The organism is Pleionea sp. WD8-19 (genome assembly GCF_055326765.1).
In genome coordinates this window covers 173752-194498 of record NZ_JBUZOU010000004.1, presented here as the reverse complement: position 1 = coordinate 194498, position 20747 = coordinate 173752, and the positions used below count along the sequence as shown (strand labels likewise).

Here is a 20747-nt window from a genome sequence, read left to right as displayed (position 1 = left end):
CAAACGCCCGACAATTAGCCGTTTAGCTTCGCCTGCAGTTCTTTATCTTTTTGGATCACGGCCTGAGTATTGGCCTCACGATCGGCACGTACAGTTTCATCAATGGTTGAATCAGACAACGCCAGAATCTGTGCTGCCAAGTAAGCAGCGTTTTTAGCGCCCGCCTTACCAATCGCAACCGTTGCAACCGGAATACCGCCTGGCATTTGAACGGTAGACAATAACGCGTCTTCACCACGTAACGGACCGCCTTCCATTGGAACACCAATAACCGGGCGAGTCGTTAAACCGGCAACAGAGCCCGCCAGATGCGCGGCTAAACCTGCTGCACAAATGAAAAGCTGGCACCCACGTTGCTCTGCGTCTTTCACATAAGCGTGTGTTGCAGCTGGTGTGCGATGTGCAGAAGTGATTTTCATTTCAACAGATACACCCAGTTTTTTCAGCGTATCAAAGGTGGTTTGCATGACAGGTAGGTCCGAGTCGGAACCCATTAAGATGGCAACAAATTTATCAGACATATTCAATCCAGTAATTAAACTTGACTACGGAAACCGTATTTTAGCAAAGGAGTCTTACAGGGGAAAATATTTCCGTAAGTCGAAGAGCATTTAAAAAACTTCAACCCATTTTGCAAGCGGGTTAATGCGGTACGTAACCCAATCTTAATTTAATGAATATGGTGATCAGCATGTTCAAACCAGGCGCAGGCGCTTTCTCGACCCGGCAAGTTAAACATCACCATCATAGCAATCCACTTAACCTGTTCCAGATCAACATCCACCATATCCAATGCCATGGCGCGATCAATTACCAATTCCCGAGATAGGGGATCAAGCACTCCCAATTGTTCAAGGTGGTAAAGAAAGCCGCGCGATTTGGGTGAAAGCACTCGACTTTCCTGCTCACAAAAAATACGATTAGAGAAAACTGGCAATGCCTGCTCTGATAACTGACTGTCCGTTTTTTCTCGCATATCGACAAGGCCATCGATCCAGTCCAGTGCCGAATCGATTTCACGATCGGAAAAGCCAACTTCCGTCAGTTCCGAGGCCAACTTGCTGGCTTCTTCGATGATTACATACTCCTGATCCTGAAAGCGCTCAAAGATGTACATCAGGACGTCAAGTACGTCGTTTTTCATGGTTTCCCCTAATCTTGGTTAAGTGCCCTATAGCACTTTTTCCATTATTTTTGTCGCTGATACCCGCCCGCTGTGTTCATCACCCAGCCGTCGAGCTCCAATGTTAACAAGATCGACGAAAGTTCGGCCACCGATTTTTTACTTCGCTCCACCAAAAGATCCAAAGGCGTAGGGGAAAAATCGATATGAACCAACACCTGCTGAAACTCTTCAGCCATTCGCTCGTTCTCAGGAACCTCCGTCGTCACATCACACTCTTGTTGCGCCAGAGCCAACCAGCCAAGATGCTGTAATATATCCTCCGCTGTTTCCACTAGGTGCGCGCCTTGCTTGATTAACGCGTGGCAACCTTTGGCCAACGTATTGTGTATCGAGCCAGGTAAGGCGAACACTTCACGACCTTGCTCCACCGCTAAATTTGCCGTAATTAAAGAGCCACTCTTTATCGCCGCTTCGACAACAAAAACGCCAAGACTCAATCCGCTAATGATCCGATTACGACGCGGAAAATTGCAACCACGCACACCGGTTCCTAAAGGAAACTCTGAAATCAAAAGACCTCGTTCAGCTATAGCTCGGGCCAACGCCTGGTGTCGTGCTGGGTAAACACGATCAAGCCCAGTCCCACAAACAGCAATCGTTGTTCCGCCAACATCGAGCGCGGCTCGGTGAGCAATACCATCAATACCAAGCGCCATCCCAGAAGTAATGGTCATGCCCCGACCTGCGAGGGTACGCGCGAAGTCTTTCACCGCTTCTCGTCCACCAGCGCTGGGATTACGAGTGCCAACAATGGCCAACTGCGGTTGTTGCAACAGCTTCAGATTGCCTTTGCAATAAAGCAGTAAAGGCGCACCCGGAATTTGCTTTAACAGACGTGGATACTGTGGATGATCCGGTGTAAGTAAATGATGATTAGCGCTCGTCGCCAACCATCGTTCAATGGGATCGGTATCGATTTTCGGTGAATCTTGCAACGCATCAATCAGTTTTTGCGAAGCACCGATTTCGTTAAGCTGTGCGGAGGATGCTTCAAACAACTGGGCAATATCACTGAAATGTGACAGCAGTTTTTGCGCGGTTGACCAACCGATCCCCTCGATGTTTTCGAGCTTCAGCCAATGGCGATAGGTGTGTGGGCTCATCCATGAACCTCCTGAAAAATTAGGATGAATGTCTTTTAATAAGGTGTTTTGGCTTTATCCAGTACGTGCAATGGACGTTGTGCTTTCAAAACAAGCCCCAAACTGACTTTTTCAAAAGTACGAAACACCATCAACATACCCGCTTCTTCATCGGGCAACAAGACTTTGTCTTTCTTATTAACCAGATCTTTAAAAAACTGCTTAAAAGCGCCGTCTTTGTTCACGTTTTTGTTGTCACGCGCGTAAGGATCTTCCACTTCGCTGCCTCGTTGGAATACCGTGAGAACGTGCCCCACCTCCAAACCATCTCGTTCACCACGGTTAAGTACAACCACATCGTACTGACCAATTTGCACTACGCCGTTATACACTGAGATGATGGAAGCATCAATATCGCTGGAAGGCGCATGAGGAAAATAGTAGGGTCGCAGCTGTTCGTCATTGGTCGGCCACAACCGATCGCCTTTTAAAATTTCAGCAACTGACTTTTCAATGCGAATCGTCGACGGATCACCGGTACGTACTTTAACACCGGAACCGAGATGAACCGCCTCAACTCCTAGGTGCTCACCGGTATCGGGATCGACATACTTTTCACCTTCACGGAAAAAAGTAAACTTGCTGGCTTCCGGAGTGGTAATACCGCGCACATATACCTTGTTATCGATAGCATTGGCCAATCGGCCTTCATCACCGGCCAACACATATGGCGCAACAGCCAACTCTTCTTCACTCACCACACGGGCACTGACCAGAAAAGGCAGAACGGCATCGAGCGGTATAGTGGTAATCGCCTGCCCACGCGATAATTCACGGACCTGCGGCGACAACTTTACCGTACCATCGGGAAGTCGGTCACTTTTGATAATACGAGGTTTGCCATCAATATAAATTAAAGCCAATACGTCACCCGGGAAAATCAAATGAGGATTGTCAACTTGTTCATTGACATGCCAGATTTCCGGCCATAACCAGGGGTCTTGTAAAAACTGCGCAGAAATATCCCATAGGGTATCGCCCGGCTGTACGATATGAAACTCAGGATGATCAGGTCTCAGTTCCGCCGCCTGTGCCCATGAGCAGCTGACGAACGCTATCGTCGCTACCAATCCGGCAATAAACTTTTTCATAACAGATATCCCTTATTTTATAATGTCGGGTTAGTACTACTGAATAAGTGATAGCAGATGAATCCGGTAACTGCCTAACCAGACGACAATGATTCGCAGGGTTGAGTCGGCTAAACAAGTATCTTTCACGAAACTTATTCAGTATGATCATAATCTTAGCAGCAAAAGTTACTTTTTTACTAGAACTTAGATCACATATATGGCTTTATTAGAAATCCTCGAATACCCCGATCCGCGACTGCGCACTAAAGCAGAGCCCATCAGCGATTTTGGCCCAGCGTTACAAAAGCAAATCGATGACATGTTTGAAACCATGTACGAAGCGCCGGGTATCGGTCTTGCTGCCACTCAAGTGAACTATCATAAACAATTGATTGTCATTGATATTTCGGAAGATAAAAACGATCCATTGGTACTGATTAACCCAAAAATCACTGAGCGACACGGCGTTGAAGAACGCGAAGAAGGATGCTTGTCGTTTCCGGGTGTTTACGCCAAAATCGAACGTGCCGATTCGGTCTCCGTCGAAGCACAAGATCGCAAAGGCAAAACCTTTTCCCTCGAAGCACACGATTTACTCGCCGTTTGTATTCAGCATGAAATCGACCATATTCAAGGTAAGCTTTTTGTCGACTACCTGTCACCGCTTAAGCGCGAACGCATTAAAAAGAAACTCAAAAAAGCCCAAAAAGGGCGTTAGTAGATGAGCAATCTGAATATTGTTTTTGCCGGTACACCGGATTTTGCCGCCCATTGCTTAAAAGAGTTGCTGACTACGAGGCATACAGTTTCTGCAGTATACACTCAACCGGATCGTAAAGCCGGCCGTGGAAAGCAGCTGCAAGCAAGCCCAGTAAAACAATTGGCATTGCAACATAACATCCCGGTCGAGCAACCACTAAACTTCAAAAACACCGACGATATCGAAACGCTCGCCAGTTATCAGCCCGACTTAATGATTGTTGTAGCCTATGGTCTGCTGTTGCCTAAATCCGTACTCGAAGTCCCTCGACTTGGGTGCATCAACGTCCATGCGTCCTTGCTGCCACGCTGGCGGGGTGCCGCCCCTATCCAACGAGCCATTGAAGCCGGTGATCTAGAAACCGGTGTCGGCATTATGCAAATGGACGAAGGGCTGGATACCGGAGCGCTTTGGGCAGAAGCCAAACTCACTATCAATCCTGATGAAACCGGCAGCTCTCTGCATGATCGCCTTGCAACGTTAGGTGCCAAAACGTTAGTTGATACCTTATCCCAAATTTTGGAAGGCAATTGTTCACCAAAACCGCAAAATGAACTGGGTGTTACCTATGCCCATAAGTTACAGAAACAGGAAGCCGAAATAGACTGGCAATTGCCCGCTGATCGGCTAGAACGGAAAGTTCGCGCTTTTAACAGCTGGCCGGTGGCCTTCTTTAAACGATCAGGGGAACCTGTAAGAGTTTGGCGAGCATCCGCACAACAAAAAACAACCTCTTGTGAACCAGGAACCGTCGTTGAAACATCACGTGAAGGCATCGTCGTTGCCTGTGGTGAAGGTGCCCTAACTTTACAAGAGCTGCAACCACCCGGAAGTCGCCGAATGATGGCCGCTGACCTGTTAAATTCACGGGCCCATTGGTTTATGCCTGGTAAGGCCATTGGGGCTACCGAGTGAAACTCAATTTGCGAACCCAGATCGCCTGCTGGTTGGCCGAAATCATCGACCAGGGACGCTCTGCCAATGCGGTGACCGCGCAAATCAATCACATACTTACCGACTCGCGCGATCAAGCACTGGCTCGAGAATGTCTGTTTGGATGTGCTCGTCACTTTGAGGTGCTTAACTGGCATTTGACGCAATTACTGCAAAAACCGCTCAAGAAACGCGAATTCCGACTTAAAGCCTTGTTACTCAGTGGACTCTACCAGTTGCTCTACCTGGATACTCCAGAACACGCTGTCCTCTCTGAATCAGTCAATGCCTGTCGACAATTGGATAAATCCTGGGCTGCCGGATTAGTCAATGGCGTATTACGAAACGCTCAACGCAACAAAACCCAAATTAAGCTCAACGAAGCTTCGGAAGACGTTATCTTTGAAATGCCCAGTTGGCTACTGAAACGACTGCGTAATTCATGGCCCAAACGCTGGAAGAGCATTTGCGAACAAAGCAATCTGAAGGCGCCAATGACGTTACGCATCAATCAGTCGCATCCTCAAAGCAGCCAAGCGATGCATTTGCTCAACCAGGCGGGTTGTGAAGCAGTCAATCATGCCTCAGTAACCAGTGCTTGCCAGTTAATTACGCCTCGCAACGTGACCGAACTACCACTATTTGAAGAAGGGCTCTTTTCGGTACAAGATTTGTCGGCACAATTGGCCGCCTGGCTATTGCCAGTAAAGCCTGGCAACAGAGTGCTGGATGCTTGTGCAGCACCCGGTGGTAAAACTGCGCATTTGTTAGAGCGATTCTCAAACATTGAGCTTACCGCACTTGATAACGATGCTCAGCGAGCGCTAAAGATAGAACAAAATCTAAAACGTATTGGTCGCCCCTGCCAATTAATCGTTGCCGATGCAAGCAGCTGGCAAGCGCCGGAACCGTTCGATGCCGTTTTACTCGATGCACCTTGTTCTGCCACTGGTGTTATTCGCCGACAACCTGATATCAAGCTCCATCGCCGCGATGACGATATTTATCCATTGGTTAAGTTACAACGTGCATTACTCGATAACTTGTGGCCTCAGATAAAACCTGGCGGATTTTTACTCTATGCAACCTGCTCTTTGTTACCGGACGAAAATCAAAAGCAAATCAAACGGTTTGTTAAATCCCAACCCGACGCATCCATAGTGCCACTGCCACAAGAATATCGACTTGATATTGAAGACACCGGCTTCGGCGGGCAAATCTTTCCTCAGTCCTGGCACGACGGTTTTTTCTATTGTTTGCTGCAGAAAAAAGAACAACCACTTTCGACACCGGCTTGAAGTTCCCCCCCGATACGCTAGTCTTTGAGAATTAGCTTGATTGGGTTGATACCCAATAAACTTGGAAATGGTGGATTGGGTATAAGGCGTGTTACCGCGAAAAAAACAACTGATATTGGCCATTAGTGTCCTTTTGTTGGTGGGCTTTGTGATCACCAGCTTGTCCGCCTATTTCGTTTCTCTGGTTTCCTTACGAACACAAATTACAGAAAGTAACTTACCATTAACCAGTGACACGATATATTCTGAAATTCAACGTGACTTGCTCATGCCCATTTTCATTTCCCAACAAATGGCAAACGATACGTTTTTACGTGATTGGGTTCTGGAGGGCGAACAACAACAAGAAAAAGTGATCCGCTACCTTTCGCAAATTCAACAGCAATTTGGTACCGTTACCAGCTATTTTATTTCGGAGCAAACCCGCAACTACTATCACCCGAGTGGGGTTAATCGCCAAATTGAAGATACGGCTCCACGTGATCAATGGTATTTCCGAGCTCGTGATCGTTCAGACGATTACGAAATTAACGTCGACTACGATCAAGTTAATCACGATACTGTCACTATTTTTATAAATCACAAGGTTTTTGATTTTAATGAAAACTTCATTGGTATAACGGGTGTTGGATTACCCATCAATCACGTGAAAAATATCATCACAAGCTATCACCGAAAATACAACAGCAACATCTATTTTATCAATACTCATGGTACCGTTACGTTAACCAATCGTTTTGATCGTCCCTTCAACACCTTAAAAGACATTGTGTTGATGCAATCGCTGGTCGATCAAATTATGGATCAAAAAAGCCTGCGCTTAAGTTTTAAAAGAGGTCAAAAAACTTACCACCTTAACTCACGCTATATCCCTCAATTTAAGTGGTTCCTGGTCGTTGAACAGGCAGAAAATGCCATCATTGATGATGCATTCTTTACCCTGATCTTAAACCTGATGATTTGCTTAGTGATCACCAGTGTTATCATTGTATTAACCCATATCACCTTGAACAAATATCAACATCAATTGGAACATTTGGCAACCACCGATGCTTTGACCGGACTGCTCAATCGACATGCGTTTAATTTTTTGTTTCAACAAAAAATTGACGAGCTCAAGCGTATCAAACACAAAATTTCTTTGATTATTTTTGATATCGACTTTTTCAAAAAAATAAACGATGAGTTTGGTCATATGGCGGGTGACACCGTTCTGAAGTCGATTTCGGAACGCGTGAAAAGACGGTGTCGGACTTCCGATTTATTTTGTCGGTGGGGAGGGGAGGAGTTCATACTATTACTCAGTAATTGTGAGTTAGCTCAAGCGGAAATACTTGCTGAAAATATTCGACACACTTTACAAAGTGAACCCGTGAACTACCAACAACAACGCATCGCCGTCAGCGCAAGCTTTGGCGTTACGGAATTGTGTAATAATGATACTTGTGAAATGGCCGTTTTTCGAGCGGACAGTGCGCTTTATACCGCCAAAGAAAACGGGCGAGATTGTGTTGAAATTGCTCAGCCGGAAGGGTAAATATCTGCTTTCACCTACATTTCAGTATTAACTTTAAAGTTCTGTTTCAAGATGTTTATTTAATTGATCGAGGGATAGTAAAAGTCACAATAATCTTTCGACGATTTCTTGATTTTACTTGCCAATTCTTGTTTTCGCGTAAAAATATCTTCAGCAGAATCCAGCGCCAAAAACTTATCCGCCACCATGGATTTATCCAAACAATATGAAGCATTATTTAAATAAGGTAACGCATTTTTTTTGCGAAAAAATAAAGCGCAATTATTAATCGCTGCCTGCCCAAGCCCCAAGTCGACACTTTGCAATCGAGTAATAATTTCCGTTGCTTCGTCGCTGGTATCCAAATATAAGTTTTTTAGCGCAGGCTTCAACTTATCGGTATCCCGAAGTTTTAACAGTTCATCGATCCGATGATTAACCGCGTTTGAAGGTTGTGAGCAGCGAATGTCATTTTTCTGTGACAGTTTACGTAAAGTGCGACTGTTTTTAGAAAGTATGCTATCAAAGTTGGGTTCTTTGATTTCAATTTTTACTTCCGCCAGATTTTGCGCAAGCAGGAAACCACTAAATGCAGTTAAAGAAAAAAAAGCCAATAATTTATTCATAAGTCTACCTCCGCGCGCATTCGCTCGACACTTTCGAGTTAAAACACTGTGGTGATTGCGTTAAAACGAATATTGCACCTTTACTTATACAAAAAAATCGTTATTTCGGTGCATTCATATTTTTTTGCTATTAAAACGGAGAAGTTGAATATTTTTTATACTTTCAGTTAACTGGATTTGGTAACGAATGTCAACCATTTACTCTCTAAAGTGAGTTCAAGGTCAAATAATTTGACGATTAAAACCGAAGGACCACCTTGTCTTGGACACTTCCTGTAATGTGGCGTAGCGATAGAACGTTCGAAGACCGACTTTCAGTGCAATTTTCTAGAGCGCGGTTACCTTTCACTTATACCTCGAATTCGAGCGTTACTTTTGCTGAAAATGAAACACACCGTTCCAGTTTTGAACTGGAGGTTCAGCTTGCAGCGCCGCAATCCTCTGCCGATACAGGGTGATCAGTTTGGCTTGATGCCAATGCGCCATCTGTTTTAACAATGGCTCACAAGCATTCCACTCGCAGCGCCGATAATGGTGTAAAAATGTTTCACTAATGAGTACCCGCTGATGATGCTCATCGGTCGCCGTATCCTTCTTGGTTAATGGCGTAAACAAAGTCACTGGACGCTGTTTTCCTTTCACCACAACGCGGTCAATTTCTTGATAAAGATAATCTTCGGCGGTTTGGCGAGTCGCGTCACTGACTAAAATGCGTTGTCCATAGTACTTGGTTAAGCTTTCCAGTCTCGAAGCCAAATTTACACCGTCGCCTATCACTGTATAATTCAAACGATTGGGTGACCCCATATTGCCAGCCACCACTCGATCGGTGTTGATACCGATACCAATTTCGATTGAACCAGCAAACTGACGATTATCACGCTGTAATTGCTTCAATTGTTGCACCATCGTCAAGGCAGCGGCCACCGCACAATTGGCATCATTACCATGCGATACGGGCACACCAAACAGCGCCATAATGGCATCACCAACATACTTGTCAATGACGCCCTGTTGCGCTTCTATCACCTGGCTCATGGCCGACAGATAGGTGTTGAGCAAATTAAGAATTTCTTTCGGTGCTCGACCTTCACAGAGTTGAGTAAAATTACGTATATCGGAAAATAAAATGGTGGCTGTGGTTTCTTCACCGCCAAGCTCAATACGACGTTGTAACAATTCTTCGGCAATAGCGCCAGAAACCACTTTGCCGAGTAGGTTGCGTACTTTTTCTTTTTCTTCCAGTCCTTGAGCCATTCGGTTAAACGCCTGTGCTAACTGACCAAGCTCGTCCTTTTGTGGAATTTGAATTCGAGTCTGAAATTTTCCCTTTTCTATTTTTTCTGCGCCGGCTTGCAATCGCTTTACCGGTTGCGTGACTTTACCAGCGATAAACACCGCCACCACAATAGACAGCAACAGTGCGATGGCAAACAATATCAATAAATTTTTTCGTAATACCAGATAAGGTGCTAATGCCTCATCCAATGAGCGCTGCAATAATGAAGACACTTTTCCGTCTCGAGACAGTTTTGTAACCAATCCAATATAGCGCTGTTCATTGAGCAATACCGGCGTTTGCGAAAACTGTTTCAACTCCGTTTTCGATAATACTTGCTGCAATTCGAATTGAATGGGCTGCTGAAAGCTGGAATACACCATACGCCAGTTTTGCTTCTCGTCCTGTAGTAAAAAGGACACTTCACTCGCAACCAGACGTTTTAATTCTTCAGCCATTCGCTCGTCGATCGCAAAGCCGATCAATATCCAAGCTTCCAAATCCGGTGCCAAATAGGGCACTGTGACAAATTGAACAGGACGACCTTGCCATTGATACACACCGGTTGCCTCAGCGTACTCATCAGCCAACGCGCGCTCAAGCAAGTCGGGCCAGGGAAAGCTTTGTTGCGGTTGCCACAATTCGCGGGTATCAGCGATCACGCGATTATTCAGATCCACCAGCACCATTTGATCGGCTCCATCAATGCGCGCCAAATGATTGTTCATGGCCGAAATGATGGTGTCGTGATCGCCGGAGTAAAAGGCCGGTTTAAACGCATAATCCGCCGACATCAACCTAGCGTATTGCAACAATTGAAATCGACGCTCATCGAGTAGGCGTTGAAAAACACCACCGCCTAACCGTAAATCGTGCGCGATCACTTGTTTAGCGTTTTCCAAATAAGCGCGACTGACCAATACAAAAATCAAAACCTGCAACACGAGCAGCAACAAGGAAAACCAAATTATTAGGCGGGTATGAAAGCGTCGGAATTGCAACATTGGTTACGAAAAAGTTTAATCGTATCGCCGACGACGATTGCCCTGATTACGTCGAATTTTTAACGCCTGCTTCAGCTCCAAACTGACGGAAATTTCCTTTTGTTCGAGCTCCGAGAGTTGAATGTTTTTAGGCTCAGAATGCTCTTTTAATTGCGGATGCCAGATCCGCACCTGATAACCACTGGCAGGTAAATTGGAAAAGCGAACTTGTCCATGTTGATTACTGACAGCCGTGAGTGGCGACTCACTTACATAAATGTACCCACGCATCCAATCGTGAATATTGCACCCCAGTATGACCACACCGGCCTTATCAAACACGACAGGTTCTGCTGGTGTTCCTTCATACAAAGGCAACTCAAATTGCTTAGCTTCAGAAAAAGAATACACATGATGTTTGATATCATCTTTGTTGGGAAAGCTCACCTGCCCACCACGACGCACCACCACCACTCTGGGAATATACTCTTTATTAATTTGATCGATGACCACGCGGTCGGTCGTTAACGCCTTAGTTGGTTGACTCGGTAACAGCTCTACCACCACATCCGATACCGCATTTTCCTGACCATCGGAAAACTGAAACGTTAAATTAGCAGCAAACGGAAGCGGGCATAGCAAAATACCCAAGCACCCATATAAATAGCGCCGTATCGGACGGTGCATCAGAAGGCCATCAACCATTGCACGGCAAATCGATTGTTTGAGTAATCGATGCCATTGGTTGCCGAAGCACTCAAGTGCTGTAGCTGTAACGACGCAGAGTGGACAATAGAAAACGCGTAGTTCCAGTTTAAAGTCAACTGATGGGAATCGGCATCCAGCTTGTAAGCAAAAAAGCCTGTATCAATGGCCGGATCAGCGGTAATGGCAGTCGCAGCGCAAACAATTTTTTCGTAAGGTACGGCGCTAGAAGCGATATCGCCACTTCGAAATTGATAATCCAGCGTGACAAATTGTGCTTCGCCATATGCCACACCGAACTCACTGCCGAGGTAAAATGCCGACTGATCGAACACATCGCCGGGTTTTTGTGTGTCGGGGCAGGCAGCGGGCGCTGGTCCAGGCCCTGGAGTATCGGTGCCCATATGTCCTGCCGGCGTTGTTTTATCCGCTTTAGAGCCAAAATAGCCGGAATAAATACGCACATCCCACTGCTCATCCAATCGCTTTAGCCAAAACAGTGACAGATCCCATTGTTGCTGATCACGTACTGAAACATCGTAACGCTGTGTCGCCAGAGACAGCTCACTTCCAAACGTCGGGACGAAAGCACCCAAACCGATTTTTTTCTGTAATTTGATGCGTCCGCCCAGGTCTGTGTGTGAAAGACCTGACCAGTTGGAATAATCCGTCAATGTTAAGTTGCCAGAATACGTCATGCTTAACCCGTTATCGAGGTCGATAAACTGTCCTACTGAAGCGGTAACCAGATAAAAATGCTCCGACAACGGCTCCTGATCACTTTCCGCTCGCACGATATTGTCATCATCATTGTAACTGAGCTCGGTATTCATGAAGGTTTCGGCTGAAAAAACACTGTTCGTCAAAGCACATCCGACAAGTAACAAACAGCCACGCCGTTGTAAATTAGGCGGTTTAGACATAGGGCTTCCTGTTTAATTTTTCGTTTCCATCCAAGTATAGAAGCGAACGTCAAAAGTTAAAGGCGACGAAGTTGATGAATTTCATTCTTTGTCCATACTTAAGCAGGGAACATTCAAATAAAGGTAATCCATTGTTCAGACTCGACTTTTCACAAAAAATATGGCTTGGCTTCGGCATCATCATTTTATTGCTGTCGTTATCCAGTTTGGTGGCACTTTACAACCTGATGGACATCAGTGATTCCACCTCCGAGGTTAACGAAAGTGCGGTACCGGTGCTCAAGCAAAGTAATCAATTGCAAATCAGTCTGTTAAAGCTTGGCAAATTGAGTTCGTCTGGCTACAACGCCGTGAGCGAAGAGCAAATACAACAAGTGCGCAATGACTTTAAGCAGGGTGATCTGTTGTTCCAGCAACAATTTACCGAATTGAAACGCACTGTTGGTAACGACGATGCCATGACAGAACAAATGTCGACCGCTAAACAAAACTACGATAACTACATTACCGCAGTCAACGCCATGTTCGACGCCAAGGTTGCGACTTTGCAAGCAACAGCAGCTGCTGGCGAATCACTTAAAGAGCTCAGCAACCTGATTGATGATGCGGGTGCTTTTTTATTAGACGTGGTCTGGGTCGAATACGCCGACGACGATAAAAACCGAGATTTACTTGAAGGCATTGCCGGCCGTCTCGATGGATTGATTATTGGATTATTCAATACGTTTCAAGACATTCTCGATACCAGTAATTTGGAAAAGCTTCAAAGTGCTAAAAGAGATATTGCCGATGCCGTAAACGGCATTCGTGTTCGCAATCAAAATGCGGAAAACAATGTTCCTGATTTGAAGGAACGAAAACTTTGGAAGGATTATCAATCGGCTCTGGAACAAATCGATCAACAGGCCACAGCCGAAAACTCAATTGTCGATTTTAAAATTCAGCAAGTGAAACAAACTCTGGCTGCACGCGAACAACTGGACGTGTCCGACAGTGCCATACAAAAAGTAGTCGCGGAATTTGATGACTTACTATTAAAAGCCGATCAATTATTCAACCAACGCCAACAAGACGTCCAACAAACCGTTCACTTCAGCAGTCAAAGTGTCATCATCGCTTGGTTAATTTTAATGGCGTTGGCCTGGCAAAACTTTAATTCGATGCGTAAGTCCATCAAAAAGAAAATGTCTGATTTGGCGAAACTTAACTCTACCGGTGAAGCTTTAGCGGCGACGCGCGATCAAAATCAGGCATTGGAATCGGTATTGGCGGCTATGCATGAACAAACCGGTGTCGCTTACGGTTCAGTGTTTTTAATGAACCAAGAAGAAAAACTGGAAGTCAAAGCGTCTTATCCCCCAAAACAAGTGGACCCTGATAGCAAGCCCGTACAGTTTTCATTGGGAGAAGGCATTTTGGGTCGCGTCGCCAAAACCAAGCGCATTAAGTTTGTACCCAATACGGCGAAAGACGACGACTTTGTCAGTGACTCAGATCAACCACCCAAAGCCTTACTCTGCGTTCCGCTGGTGGATAAAGATGTACTCATCGGTGCCATGAATTTTTCAGGAATGGTGAATGAAGTTAATTTTGTTGACAGTGATTACGAGTTTGCTGCGTCGATCGCTCGTCTCTTAGTTACGACGATTAAAAACATTCGCATGCGTGAGGTGATCGAAGAACAAAACCGCACATTGGAACAAAAAGTCAAAGAGCGTACCGCCGAGCTAAGACAGAAAAACAAAGACATTGCTACCATGATGGCAAACTTGCATCAAGGGCTCTTTACCATTGTAGAAAGCGGCACCATTCACAGTGAATACTCCGCTTGGCTGGAACAAATTTTAGAAACCGATCGCATTGCGAATCGGCACTTCATGGATGTGGTGTTTAATAACACCAACCTAGGTTCAGATGTCATCAATCAAATATCCACAGCCGTTGATTCTCTGATCGGCGTTGAAGAAATGATGTTTGATTTTAATTCTCATCTACTGGTGAATGAAGCGATAAAACACATGGATAACGGTGACGATAAAATTCTAGAATTTGACTGGGTGCCAATTGTTAATCAGAACACCGATGAAATTGAAAAGCTGATGGTAACCGTTCGAGATGTGACCGAATTACGATCACTGCAACAAGCCGCTGAAGAACAAAAACGCGAGCTGGAAATTATCGGTCAGATACTTTCGGTAGACTCGGAAAAATTCGATGAGTTTTTAAATACTTCTTATCAGTTCATCGGCAGTTGCCGTCATTTGATTGAAGATGCCAAAGACAAAGATCCGGACTTAGTGGCCAACTTGTTTCGCAACATGCATACGGTAAAAGGCAATGCACGTACTTACGGCTTCAGCTACATTACCGATTCGGTACACAACGTTGAGCATACCTACGATGCATTACGTAAAGACGAGCAAATGCAATGGCAACCACAACAACTCTTAGAAGAGTTGTCGCAAGCCGAGCAGGATATTAAACGTTATGAAGTGGTTGCCGAAGAAAAACTGCGCCTGCGTTCCAACAACGAAAAAGGCATTGTGATTGATCAAAAACGCATTCTCGATTTGGTGCAAGAAGCGTTGCAGTTAGACTTGAGTCACACCACACCGCCGGTTCGATTATGGATCGACGAAACCTTTGAAGTGTTGGCAAAAACACAAGCGAAGCCGGTTAGCGGGATTATCGATGCTATTCTCGAATCAGTGCACTCGTTGGCGCACCAACTTGGTAAACCACAACCTTTACTGGATATCGATAATGGCAATTGCCTGATCCGCAAAGAAGTGCATTCGATGTTGAATAATATTTTTGTGCACCTGCTACGCAACGCAATCGATCACGGCATCGAAGGCCCGAAAGAACGAAAGGAAAAAAACAAATCCGACGCAGGCCAGATAGTGATTCGTGTACTACCGAAAGACGAGCAGGTGGTAATTGAAGTTTCAGATGACGGCCGTGGACTGGCGCTACAAAATATTTATAAAAGCGCACAAGAAAAGCATTTGTTCAACTCCGATCAACCCAAACCCGATGATCAAACCATTGCCAACTTAATTTTCTCTTCCGGTTTCTCGACCGCGAGCGAAGTCACTGACATATCCGGTCGCGGTGTCGGCATGGATGCGGTAAAGGGCTTTTTGGAAGAAGCCGGCGGCAGTATCGAAGTTCTGCTCACCAGCGGCAAAGAAGGCGATGCGTTTCGTAATTTTAAAACAGAAATTCGGTTACCGAAAAAGTATACGTTGCCTAAGATTATTCATTAATCTGAAATTGGATTTAGCTCCCGATGGCTAAAAAGCCGATAAATATTTTATTTTTGGCTCAATCAGGGACGATTTTTTAGTCATTGTGCGCAGGAAGCGCTTCAATGGCGGCAAAAAATAAAATATTTATCGGCTTTAAACTCTCATTTATCTTATCCAAAATTCAGTTCGGCTAGCTCACTGCCTACCCTGAAATGCTACCACCACAGGCACTTTCGCTGCGCGCCAGCGATGGCACCTAACGCCATAATCGAAGAAATGACTCGACCAAATATGGCCATATATACCAGGCTGCTGCCTCTGAACGATCCCCACAAATTCAAAGCACACTTTTAACAACAGTAACCGCTCGTTCTCTGTAGTTCTTTAATTGCAGAGAACGCATCTCTAATTAATAGTTTGCAGTGTTTATTTGCAGCAACTCTCAAGCCAATAAAGTGAAGATACAATGTATTTTTAGATTTTACCGTATTGGCTTGGTATTGCCTGTGCGTATTGGTTAGTTTCGACATCATTCCCAAGAGCATTAAAATCCAGTGTGCTAAAGTAGTGAGTAATATCAATACCGCCATTCGTTTCATATCAGTGGTTTTATTGTATTCGAATCCTAATCCATAACGCCGACTTTTCATGTCTCTGAAACCTTCTTCGATTTGCATTCTAAGCTGATGAATTTTTACAGCTCTTTTCGCTAATTTTCTATCTGGCGATAATGAGGTTGTTAGGAGCCAAGGATCTTTCGCTGTTTTACTGTAAACCTTGGCATACTTTGAGCGGCTCGGAATACCTGAGCGATTGAGGGCTTTTCTTCCTTTAGCTTGCTGCCTATAAATAATTAACTGACATGACAGCGGATTTCGACGAGCAATTTGGCCGGAAAACAGCTTAGCTGATGAAGTTGCCTTTCGATACAAATGGGTAATACATTGCCAGTGTTCATTATCGATAGAATAAAAGTTCGGTAAGCGTGTTCGTCCTAAAAAATCCCATCCTTGTGTTAATACCGATCGAAACCAAGGGGTTTTAAATCCAGCGTCAGTAACAATAATTGGACGAGCGTGCTTAGGCAATACTCCAGCGAGTCGATGAAGAAATTTTGCATGTGTGATGGCTTTCTCTTTTGTTTTAATATCGTGAATTTCTTCGTATAAACATAAGCCTCGTCCATTGGAAACAAGTGTAGCCCTCAGTAAAAAGTGCCGTTTGTATTCATCTAAATCTGACCAATCGACAACTATTATCGGCTGCTTATTCATTCCGACAATTGAGTGAGTCAGCTGTCGGTAAATAGCCGTTCTTTCATTTTGAAGGTTTGAATTAGAAAGTAGTCGATCTGCCCGTTTAATATTATGTTTTTCTTTTGCAGGTGAATTAATTCCTCGTCCTAAAGAGGTAACCGTTGCTGCATTTCCAGCCACCAAACTTTCAACACATTTTATAAGAGCATTTCGTCTATAAACATGCCTATTTGGAGTGACAAGTGATAGTGTTTTATTCACAATATTGGTCGCATTCATGGCATTGTCTTGATTTGTGATGTTTGGCGATTGATCAGATCACCAAATGCCATGAATGTTCCCTGAGATATTAATTATCTTATTGTTTTTCTTTGATTATTTGTGGGGATTGCTCAGGGTCAGAGACATTGATTTTAAATAAATTCGGAAAAACGGGAAACGAAAGCAAAGTTTAGATAAGAATTAAAATTATGATAAAACTCCATTGTACAAAAAAGCTGCTCACCAAACTGTCGCCTGACGAACAGGGCTTTTTGCCGTATAAAAGTCGCCCACCAGTGAACGTTGATATAAAGCAAAACGAAAGCTTACTGAGTAGTTGGCACGCTAACTTACTTACCCTGCAACGTCGCAACTGCGTATTCTTTATGCACGATAAAACCCGTTTCCCATTATTGGTCATCTGCCTAACAAAAAAACAATTCGACAACCTCGATGTCTACTTTGAAGATGCGTTTTTTAATACCTTAATGAAGATCGGCTGCGATGAAACCCACATGGATGCTGTTGCGCAATTAATCGAACCACTCTGCATCGATACCCAGTGCGACCGCTCAGTGCAAGGCACAATGAATCAGGCCAAGTTTGAAATAGAAAACTTGCTATGGCACGACAATGTTAATATTCAGGACTTGTCTCCTTATCGTACGGCTGCTTGGCTCGCTGACTCTCCGCGTAATATTAAAGGACAAAAAGATTATATCTGGCCCAAAAAGGCGATGTTGCAGCTACTGGACGTGATAGCCGAAAAGGAATAAATGATGAAGCAAATTGAAATTTATCAATCAGCAAATGGTGATACGGAAATTCATGTACGTTTTGAAGGCGAAACGACATGGTTAACCCAAGCACAAATGGTAGAGCTTTTTGACAGAGATCAATCTGTTATTTCACGTCATATACGCAATGCAATCAAAGAAGGTGAAATCAACGTGAAAAGCAATATGCAAAAAATGCATATTGCCAATTCCGATAAGCCGGTCGCTTTTTATGACTTGGATACAGTTATTTCTGTTGGGTATCGAGTAAAGTCTCAACAAGGCGTATTATTTCGCAGATGGGCAACGGCACGCTTAAAAGAGTATTTAATTCAGGGCTATACCCTCAACCAACAGCGTTTCGATCAGAATGCCAAAGAGCTCCAGCAGGCATTAAAGCTAATCGAAAAGGCAGCTAAAAGCGATGAGCTAACCAAAGACGCTGGCCGTGGCCTGATTGAAATAGTCAGTCGTTATACCCAAACCTTTTTATGGTTGCAACGATACGATGAAGGGCTTTTAGAAACGCCATTGGGTCAGTCTGGTGGTGTACTACCATCATTAAGCGAGGCTAACGCAGCCTTGCAAGAATTAAAACAACAATTAATGGCGCGAGGAGAGGCAACAGCGCTGTTTGCTAACCCTAAAGATAAACACGGGTTAGATTCTATTCTTGGAAACTTGGACCAATCCGTTTTCGGTGAGCCTGCCTATCCCACGATAGAGAGTAAGGCCTAGCATTTACTGTATTTTGTTGTCAAGAATCATCCATTTTCTGATGGCAATAAACGCAGTGGTGCATTCCTATTTATCGATTTTTTGCACCGAAATCAACGTTTATTAAACTCACAAAATCAACCTGTCATTAATGATACTGGATTGGCTGCATTAACCTTACTGGTAGCAGAGTCCGATCCAAAACAAAAAGAAATAATCATCAAACTGATCATGAATATGCTATCAAGTGATGATGTAAAAAAGAGTTAGTGATCTGCACCAGCGAAACCGGACACTTCCTTAAGCAACATTTTTCAACTCAAAATTCTCGGGGCTAAGGTAGCCAAGAGAACTATGCTTTCGTTTTCTGTTGTAATCAACTTCTATGTACTCAAAAGCATGTTGTCGCATGCTTTCCCGATCTTTGATTGGCTCAAATTGAATGGCCTCAACTTTGGGTGAATGGAAAAAGCTTTCCGCAACAGCATTTTCCCAACAGTTGCCTTTTCGACTCATGCTTTGAAGCAAGTTATAAAGCGTGTTTCACTTTTTTGTATCGTTCCTGGCGTGCTAAGGCTCAAGCACTAAGCGTGTCTTTGTTCTTTAACCACTCGTAATACCCACTTCGGGATACGTTGAGTACCGCAATCATTCGGACCATCTTGAATTGATTGCGATACTCAAACATGAACCAAAATCGCTCTACTTTTGGTTTTTCGCGAAATAGGTCGCCGCCTTTTTTAAGATTTCTAACTCCTCGGCCTTTTCGGTAGTTACCAATAATTACCGACATAAAGGAGCACTTTCAAAGGCGTGGCATTTTTATAAGTAATGCTATTTTTAACCAACTGAAAACAGAGGAAAGTACCAAAGCTCACTGCCCACCCTGAAACGCCACCACCACAGGCACTTTCGCTGCGCGCCAGGCTGGGAAAAAACCGCTGATCAAACCAATTACCAGTGCCATGTTCAGCCCTTGAACAAACAAGTCGCTGCTTAATTTAAAGCTGAACACGACTTGGGTAAAACTACCACCCAAAGTTGAAGCATTCAGTCCATCAAATAACAAATAAGCTGCCAGCGCACCAACCAGGCCACCAATCGCTGCTAATACCAACGCTTCAAACATTGTGCCGATAAACGCGGAAGTATTGCTAAAACCAATGGCTCGAAGGGTCGCAATTTCTTTCGCTCGGTCCGCCACCGAGGTGTACATGGTATTCAGCGCACCGGCGATGGCACCTAACGCCATAATCGAAGAAATCACACGACCAAATATGGCCATATAACCCAAACTGCTGCCTTGTTCGGCAAAATAGGCGCTTTCGGTTTTCACATCCAGGTTTAACCTGGGATCCTGATCAATGTATTCTTGAACTTTGCTTAAGCTTTCGGGCGATTCCAATTTAGCACGTACCGATTGAAAGTAACTGCCGCGGTTGTACAAACTCTGGATCACTTTGGCGTCCGCCCAAAGCTCGCTTTCAAACACGTTGCCTCCGGTTGTAAACACACCGACGACTTTCCAGCGGTATTTACCAAAACGCATTTCCTGATTCAAATCGAAACCGTCAAACTCACGCAAAATTCCGGCACCCACAATTAACTCATTGGTACCTGGCTCAAACATACGGCCTTCAATAAGTTGAAATCCGGCACGCAATTCAGTGCCAGCCAAATCCAATCCGCGTAAAGGAATATTGGCTTCGGTTTGCGAAGTCTTTTTAATACCATCAACAATCACATAAAGCTCCGCCGAAATAACCGGCCCCTTATCTCCATGATACAAACCCGGACCGGTTTCCAACAGACTGACCTGATCACGCGACACCGTAGAATTTAACTCGGCACCGGAGCCGCCTCGCATAAAAATGGCAACATCGTTTGAACCAGCACTGCTTAAGGTCACTTCAAAACCGCGCGCCATCGCTAGAAACGCCAGCAAAATGGCCACTACCACCGCGCTGGCCAAAACCATGGCCAACGACATCCAGATCCGCCGCGGGATCGATCGCAAATTCATAGCGATCACTGCCAAACTTTGAGAGAGCACAGGCATCTT

The 20747-nt window shown here is 44.6% G+C and carries 19 protein-coding genes and 1 pseudogene; 8 read left to right on the top strand and 12 right to left on the bottom strand.

What is annotated here, in order from left to right; translation table 11 throughout:
• Positions 1 to 14: 14 nt before the first annotated feature.
• The 4 genes from purE to ACTUJY_RS06745 form a co-directional block, all read right to left on the bottom strand.
• On the bottom strand, positions 15 to 521 hold the full coding sequence (gene purE / locus ACTUJY_RS06760; RefSeq protein WP_463615305.1) for a 5-(carboxyamino)imidazole ribonucleotide mutase: 507 nt from the start codon (positions 519 to 521) through the stop codon (positions 15 to 17).
• 149 nt (positions 522 to 670) lie between these two features.
• Positions 671 to 1144 carry a Smg family protein gene (locus ACTUJY_RS06755; RefSeq protein WP_463615304.1) on the bottom strand — a complete coding sequence of 158 codons (474 nt, stop codon included), beginning with the start codon at positions 1142 to 1144 and terminating at the stop codon, positions 671 to 673.
• Positions 1145 to 1188: 44 nt separating this feature from the next.
• Positions 1189 to 2289 carry a DNA-processing protein DprA gene (gene dprA / locus ACTUJY_RS06750; protein ID WP_463615303.1) on the bottom strand — a complete coding sequence of 367 codons (1101 nt, stop codon included), beginning with the start codon at positions 2287 to 2289 and terminating at the stop codon, positions 1189 to 1191.
• Positions 2290 to 2324: 35 nt separating this feature from the next.
• Positions 2325 to 3419 carry a LysM peptidoglycan-binding domain-containing protein gene (locus ACTUJY_RS06745; protein WP_463615302.1) on the bottom strand — a complete coding sequence of 365 codons (1095 nt, stop codon included), beginning with the start codon at positions 3417 to 3419 and terminating at the stop codon, positions 2325 to 2327.
• 199 nt (positions 3420 to 3618) lie between these two features.
• On the opposite strand from ACTUJY_RS06745, the gene def reads away from it, so the two are divergent.
• From def to ACTUJY_RS06725, 4 genes are all read left to right on the top strand, one after another.
• Complete coding sequence (gene def / locus ACTUJY_RS06740; RefSeq protein ID WP_463615301.1) at positions 3619 to 4119, top strand: peptide deformylase; 501 nt, start codon at positions 3619 to 3621, stop codon at positions 4117 to 4119.
• Between the two features lie 3 nt (positions 4120 to 4122).
• Positions 4123 to 5076: a methionyl-tRNA formyltransferase gene (fmt, locus tag ACTUJY_RS06735; RefSeq protein WP_463615300.1), complete on the top strand. Its 954-nt coding sequence runs from the start codon at positions 4123 to 4125 to the stop codon at positions 5074 to 5076.
• Entirely contained in the window at positions 5073 to 6392 is a 1320-nt protein-coding gene (gene rsmB / locus ACTUJY_RS06730; protein WP_463615299.1) for a 16S rRNA (cytosine(967)-C(5))-methyltransferase RsmB, read from the top strand. The genes fmt and rsmB overlap by 4 nt, the downstream gene beginning before the upstream one ends.
• Before the next feature lie 88 nt (positions 6393 to 6480).
• Positions 6481 to 7929 (top strand): sensor domain-containing diguanylate cyclase, encoded by a 1449-nt coding sequence (locus ACTUJY_RS06725; RefSeq protein WP_463615298.1) that lies wholly within the window; start codon positions 6481 to 6483, stop codon positions 7927 to 7929.
• A 59-nt stretch (positions 7930 to 7988) separates the two neighbouring features.
• On the opposite strand, the gene ACTUJY_RS06720 is transcribed toward ACTUJY_RS06725, so the two are convergent.
• From ACTUJY_RS06720 to ACTUJY_RS06705, 4 genes are all read right to left on the bottom strand, one after another.
• Positions 7989 to 8534 (bottom strand): hypothetical protein, encoded by a 546-nt coding sequence (locus ACTUJY_RS06720; RefSeq protein ID WP_463615297.1) that lies wholly within the window; start codon positions 8532 to 8534, stop codon positions 7989 to 7991.
• Between the two features lie 369 nt (positions 8535 to 8903).
• Positions 8904 to 10757, bottom strand: coding sequence for an adenylate/guanylate cyclase domain-containing protein (locus tag ACTUJY_RS06715; RefSeq protein ID WP_463615296.1), 1854 nt, complete (start codon positions 10755 to 10757; stop codon positions 8904 to 8906).
• A gap of 75 nt (positions 10758 to 10832) precedes the next feature.
• Positions 10833 to 11483, bottom strand: coding sequence for a methylamine utilization protein (locus ACTUJY_RS06710; protein WP_463615295.1), 651 nt, complete (start codon positions 11481 to 11483; stop codon positions 10833 to 10835).
• Entirely contained in the window at positions 11483 to 12424 is a 942-nt protein-coding gene (locus ACTUJY_RS06705; protein WP_463615294.1) for a hypothetical protein, read from the bottom strand. Before ACTUJY_RS06705 ends, ACTUJY_RS06710 begins: the two co-directional genes overlap by 1 nt.
• A 74-nt stretch (positions 12425 to 12498) precedes the next feature.
• Between ACTUJY_RS06705 and ACTUJY_RS06700 the strand changes: the two genes are divergently transcribed.
• Positions 12499 to 15693 carry an ATP-binding protein gene (locus tag ACTUJY_RS06700; protein WP_463615293.1) on the top strand — a complete coding sequence of 1065 codons (3195 nt, stop codon included), beginning with the start codon at positions 12499 to 12501 and terminating at the stop codon, positions 15691 to 15693.
• 332 nt (positions 15694 to 16025) lie between these two features.
• Here the strand turns inward: ACTUJY_RS06700 and ACTUJY_RS06695 are convergent, their stop codons facing one another.
• Positions 16026 to 17210: an IS4 family transposase gene (locus ACTUJY_RS06695; RefSeq protein WP_463615292.1), complete on the bottom strand. Its 1185-nt coding sequence runs from the start codon at positions 17208 to 17210 to the stop codon at positions 16026 to 16028.
• A 191-nt stretch (positions 17211 to 17401) separates the two neighbouring features.
• Here ACTUJY_RS06695 and ACTUJY_RS06690 point away from each other — a divergent pair, with 191 nt between their 5' ends.
• The 3 genes from ACTUJY_RS06690 to ACTUJY_RS06680 are packed head-to-tail and all read left to right on the top strand — an operon-like array spanning position 17402 to position 18955.
• Positions 17402 to 17968 carry a DUF6933 domain-containing protein gene (locus tag ACTUJY_RS06690; RefSeq protein ID WP_463615291.1) on the top strand — a complete coding sequence of 189 codons (567 nt, stop codon included), beginning with the start codon at positions 17402 to 17404 and terminating at the stop codon, positions 17966 to 17968.
• Positions 17969 to 17971: 3 nt separating this feature from the next.
• On the top strand, positions 17972 to 18706 hold the full coding sequence (locus ACTUJY_RS06685; protein ID WP_463615290.1) for a virulence RhuM family protein: 735 nt from the start codon (positions 17972 to 17974) through the stop codon (positions 18704 to 18706).
• 6 nt (positions 18707 to 18712) lie between these two features.
• On the top strand, positions 18713 to 18955 hold the full coding sequence (locus ACTUJY_RS06680) for a Fic family protein (protein ID WP_463615441.1): 243 nt from the start codon (positions 18713 to 18715) through the stop codon (positions 18953 to 18955).
• 30 nt (positions 18956 to 18985) lie between these two features.
• Here the strand turns inward: ACTUJY_RS06680 and ACTUJY_RS06675 are convergent.
• The 3 genes and pseudogenes from ACTUJY_RS06675 to ACTUJY_RS06665 form a co-directional block, all read right to left on the bottom strand.
• Positions 18986 to 19219, bottom strand: a pseudogene (locus tag ACTUJY_RS06675) (IS3 family transposase); the annotation flags it as partial.
• A 43-nt stretch (positions 19220 to 19262) separates the two neighbouring features.
• A complete protein-coding gene (locus ACTUJY_RS06670) occupies positions 19263 to 19478 on the bottom strand; it encodes a hypothetical protein (RefSeq protein WP_463615289.1) in 216 nt (71 codons plus the stop codon).
• Positions 19479 to 19559: 81 nt separating this feature from the next.
• Positions 19560 to 20744, bottom strand: coding sequence for an ABC transporter permease (locus tag ACTUJY_RS06665; protein WP_463615288.1), 1185 nt, complete (start codon positions 20742 to 20744; stop codon positions 19560 to 19562).
• Between the last annotated feature and the right edge of the window lie 3 nt (positions 20745 to 20747).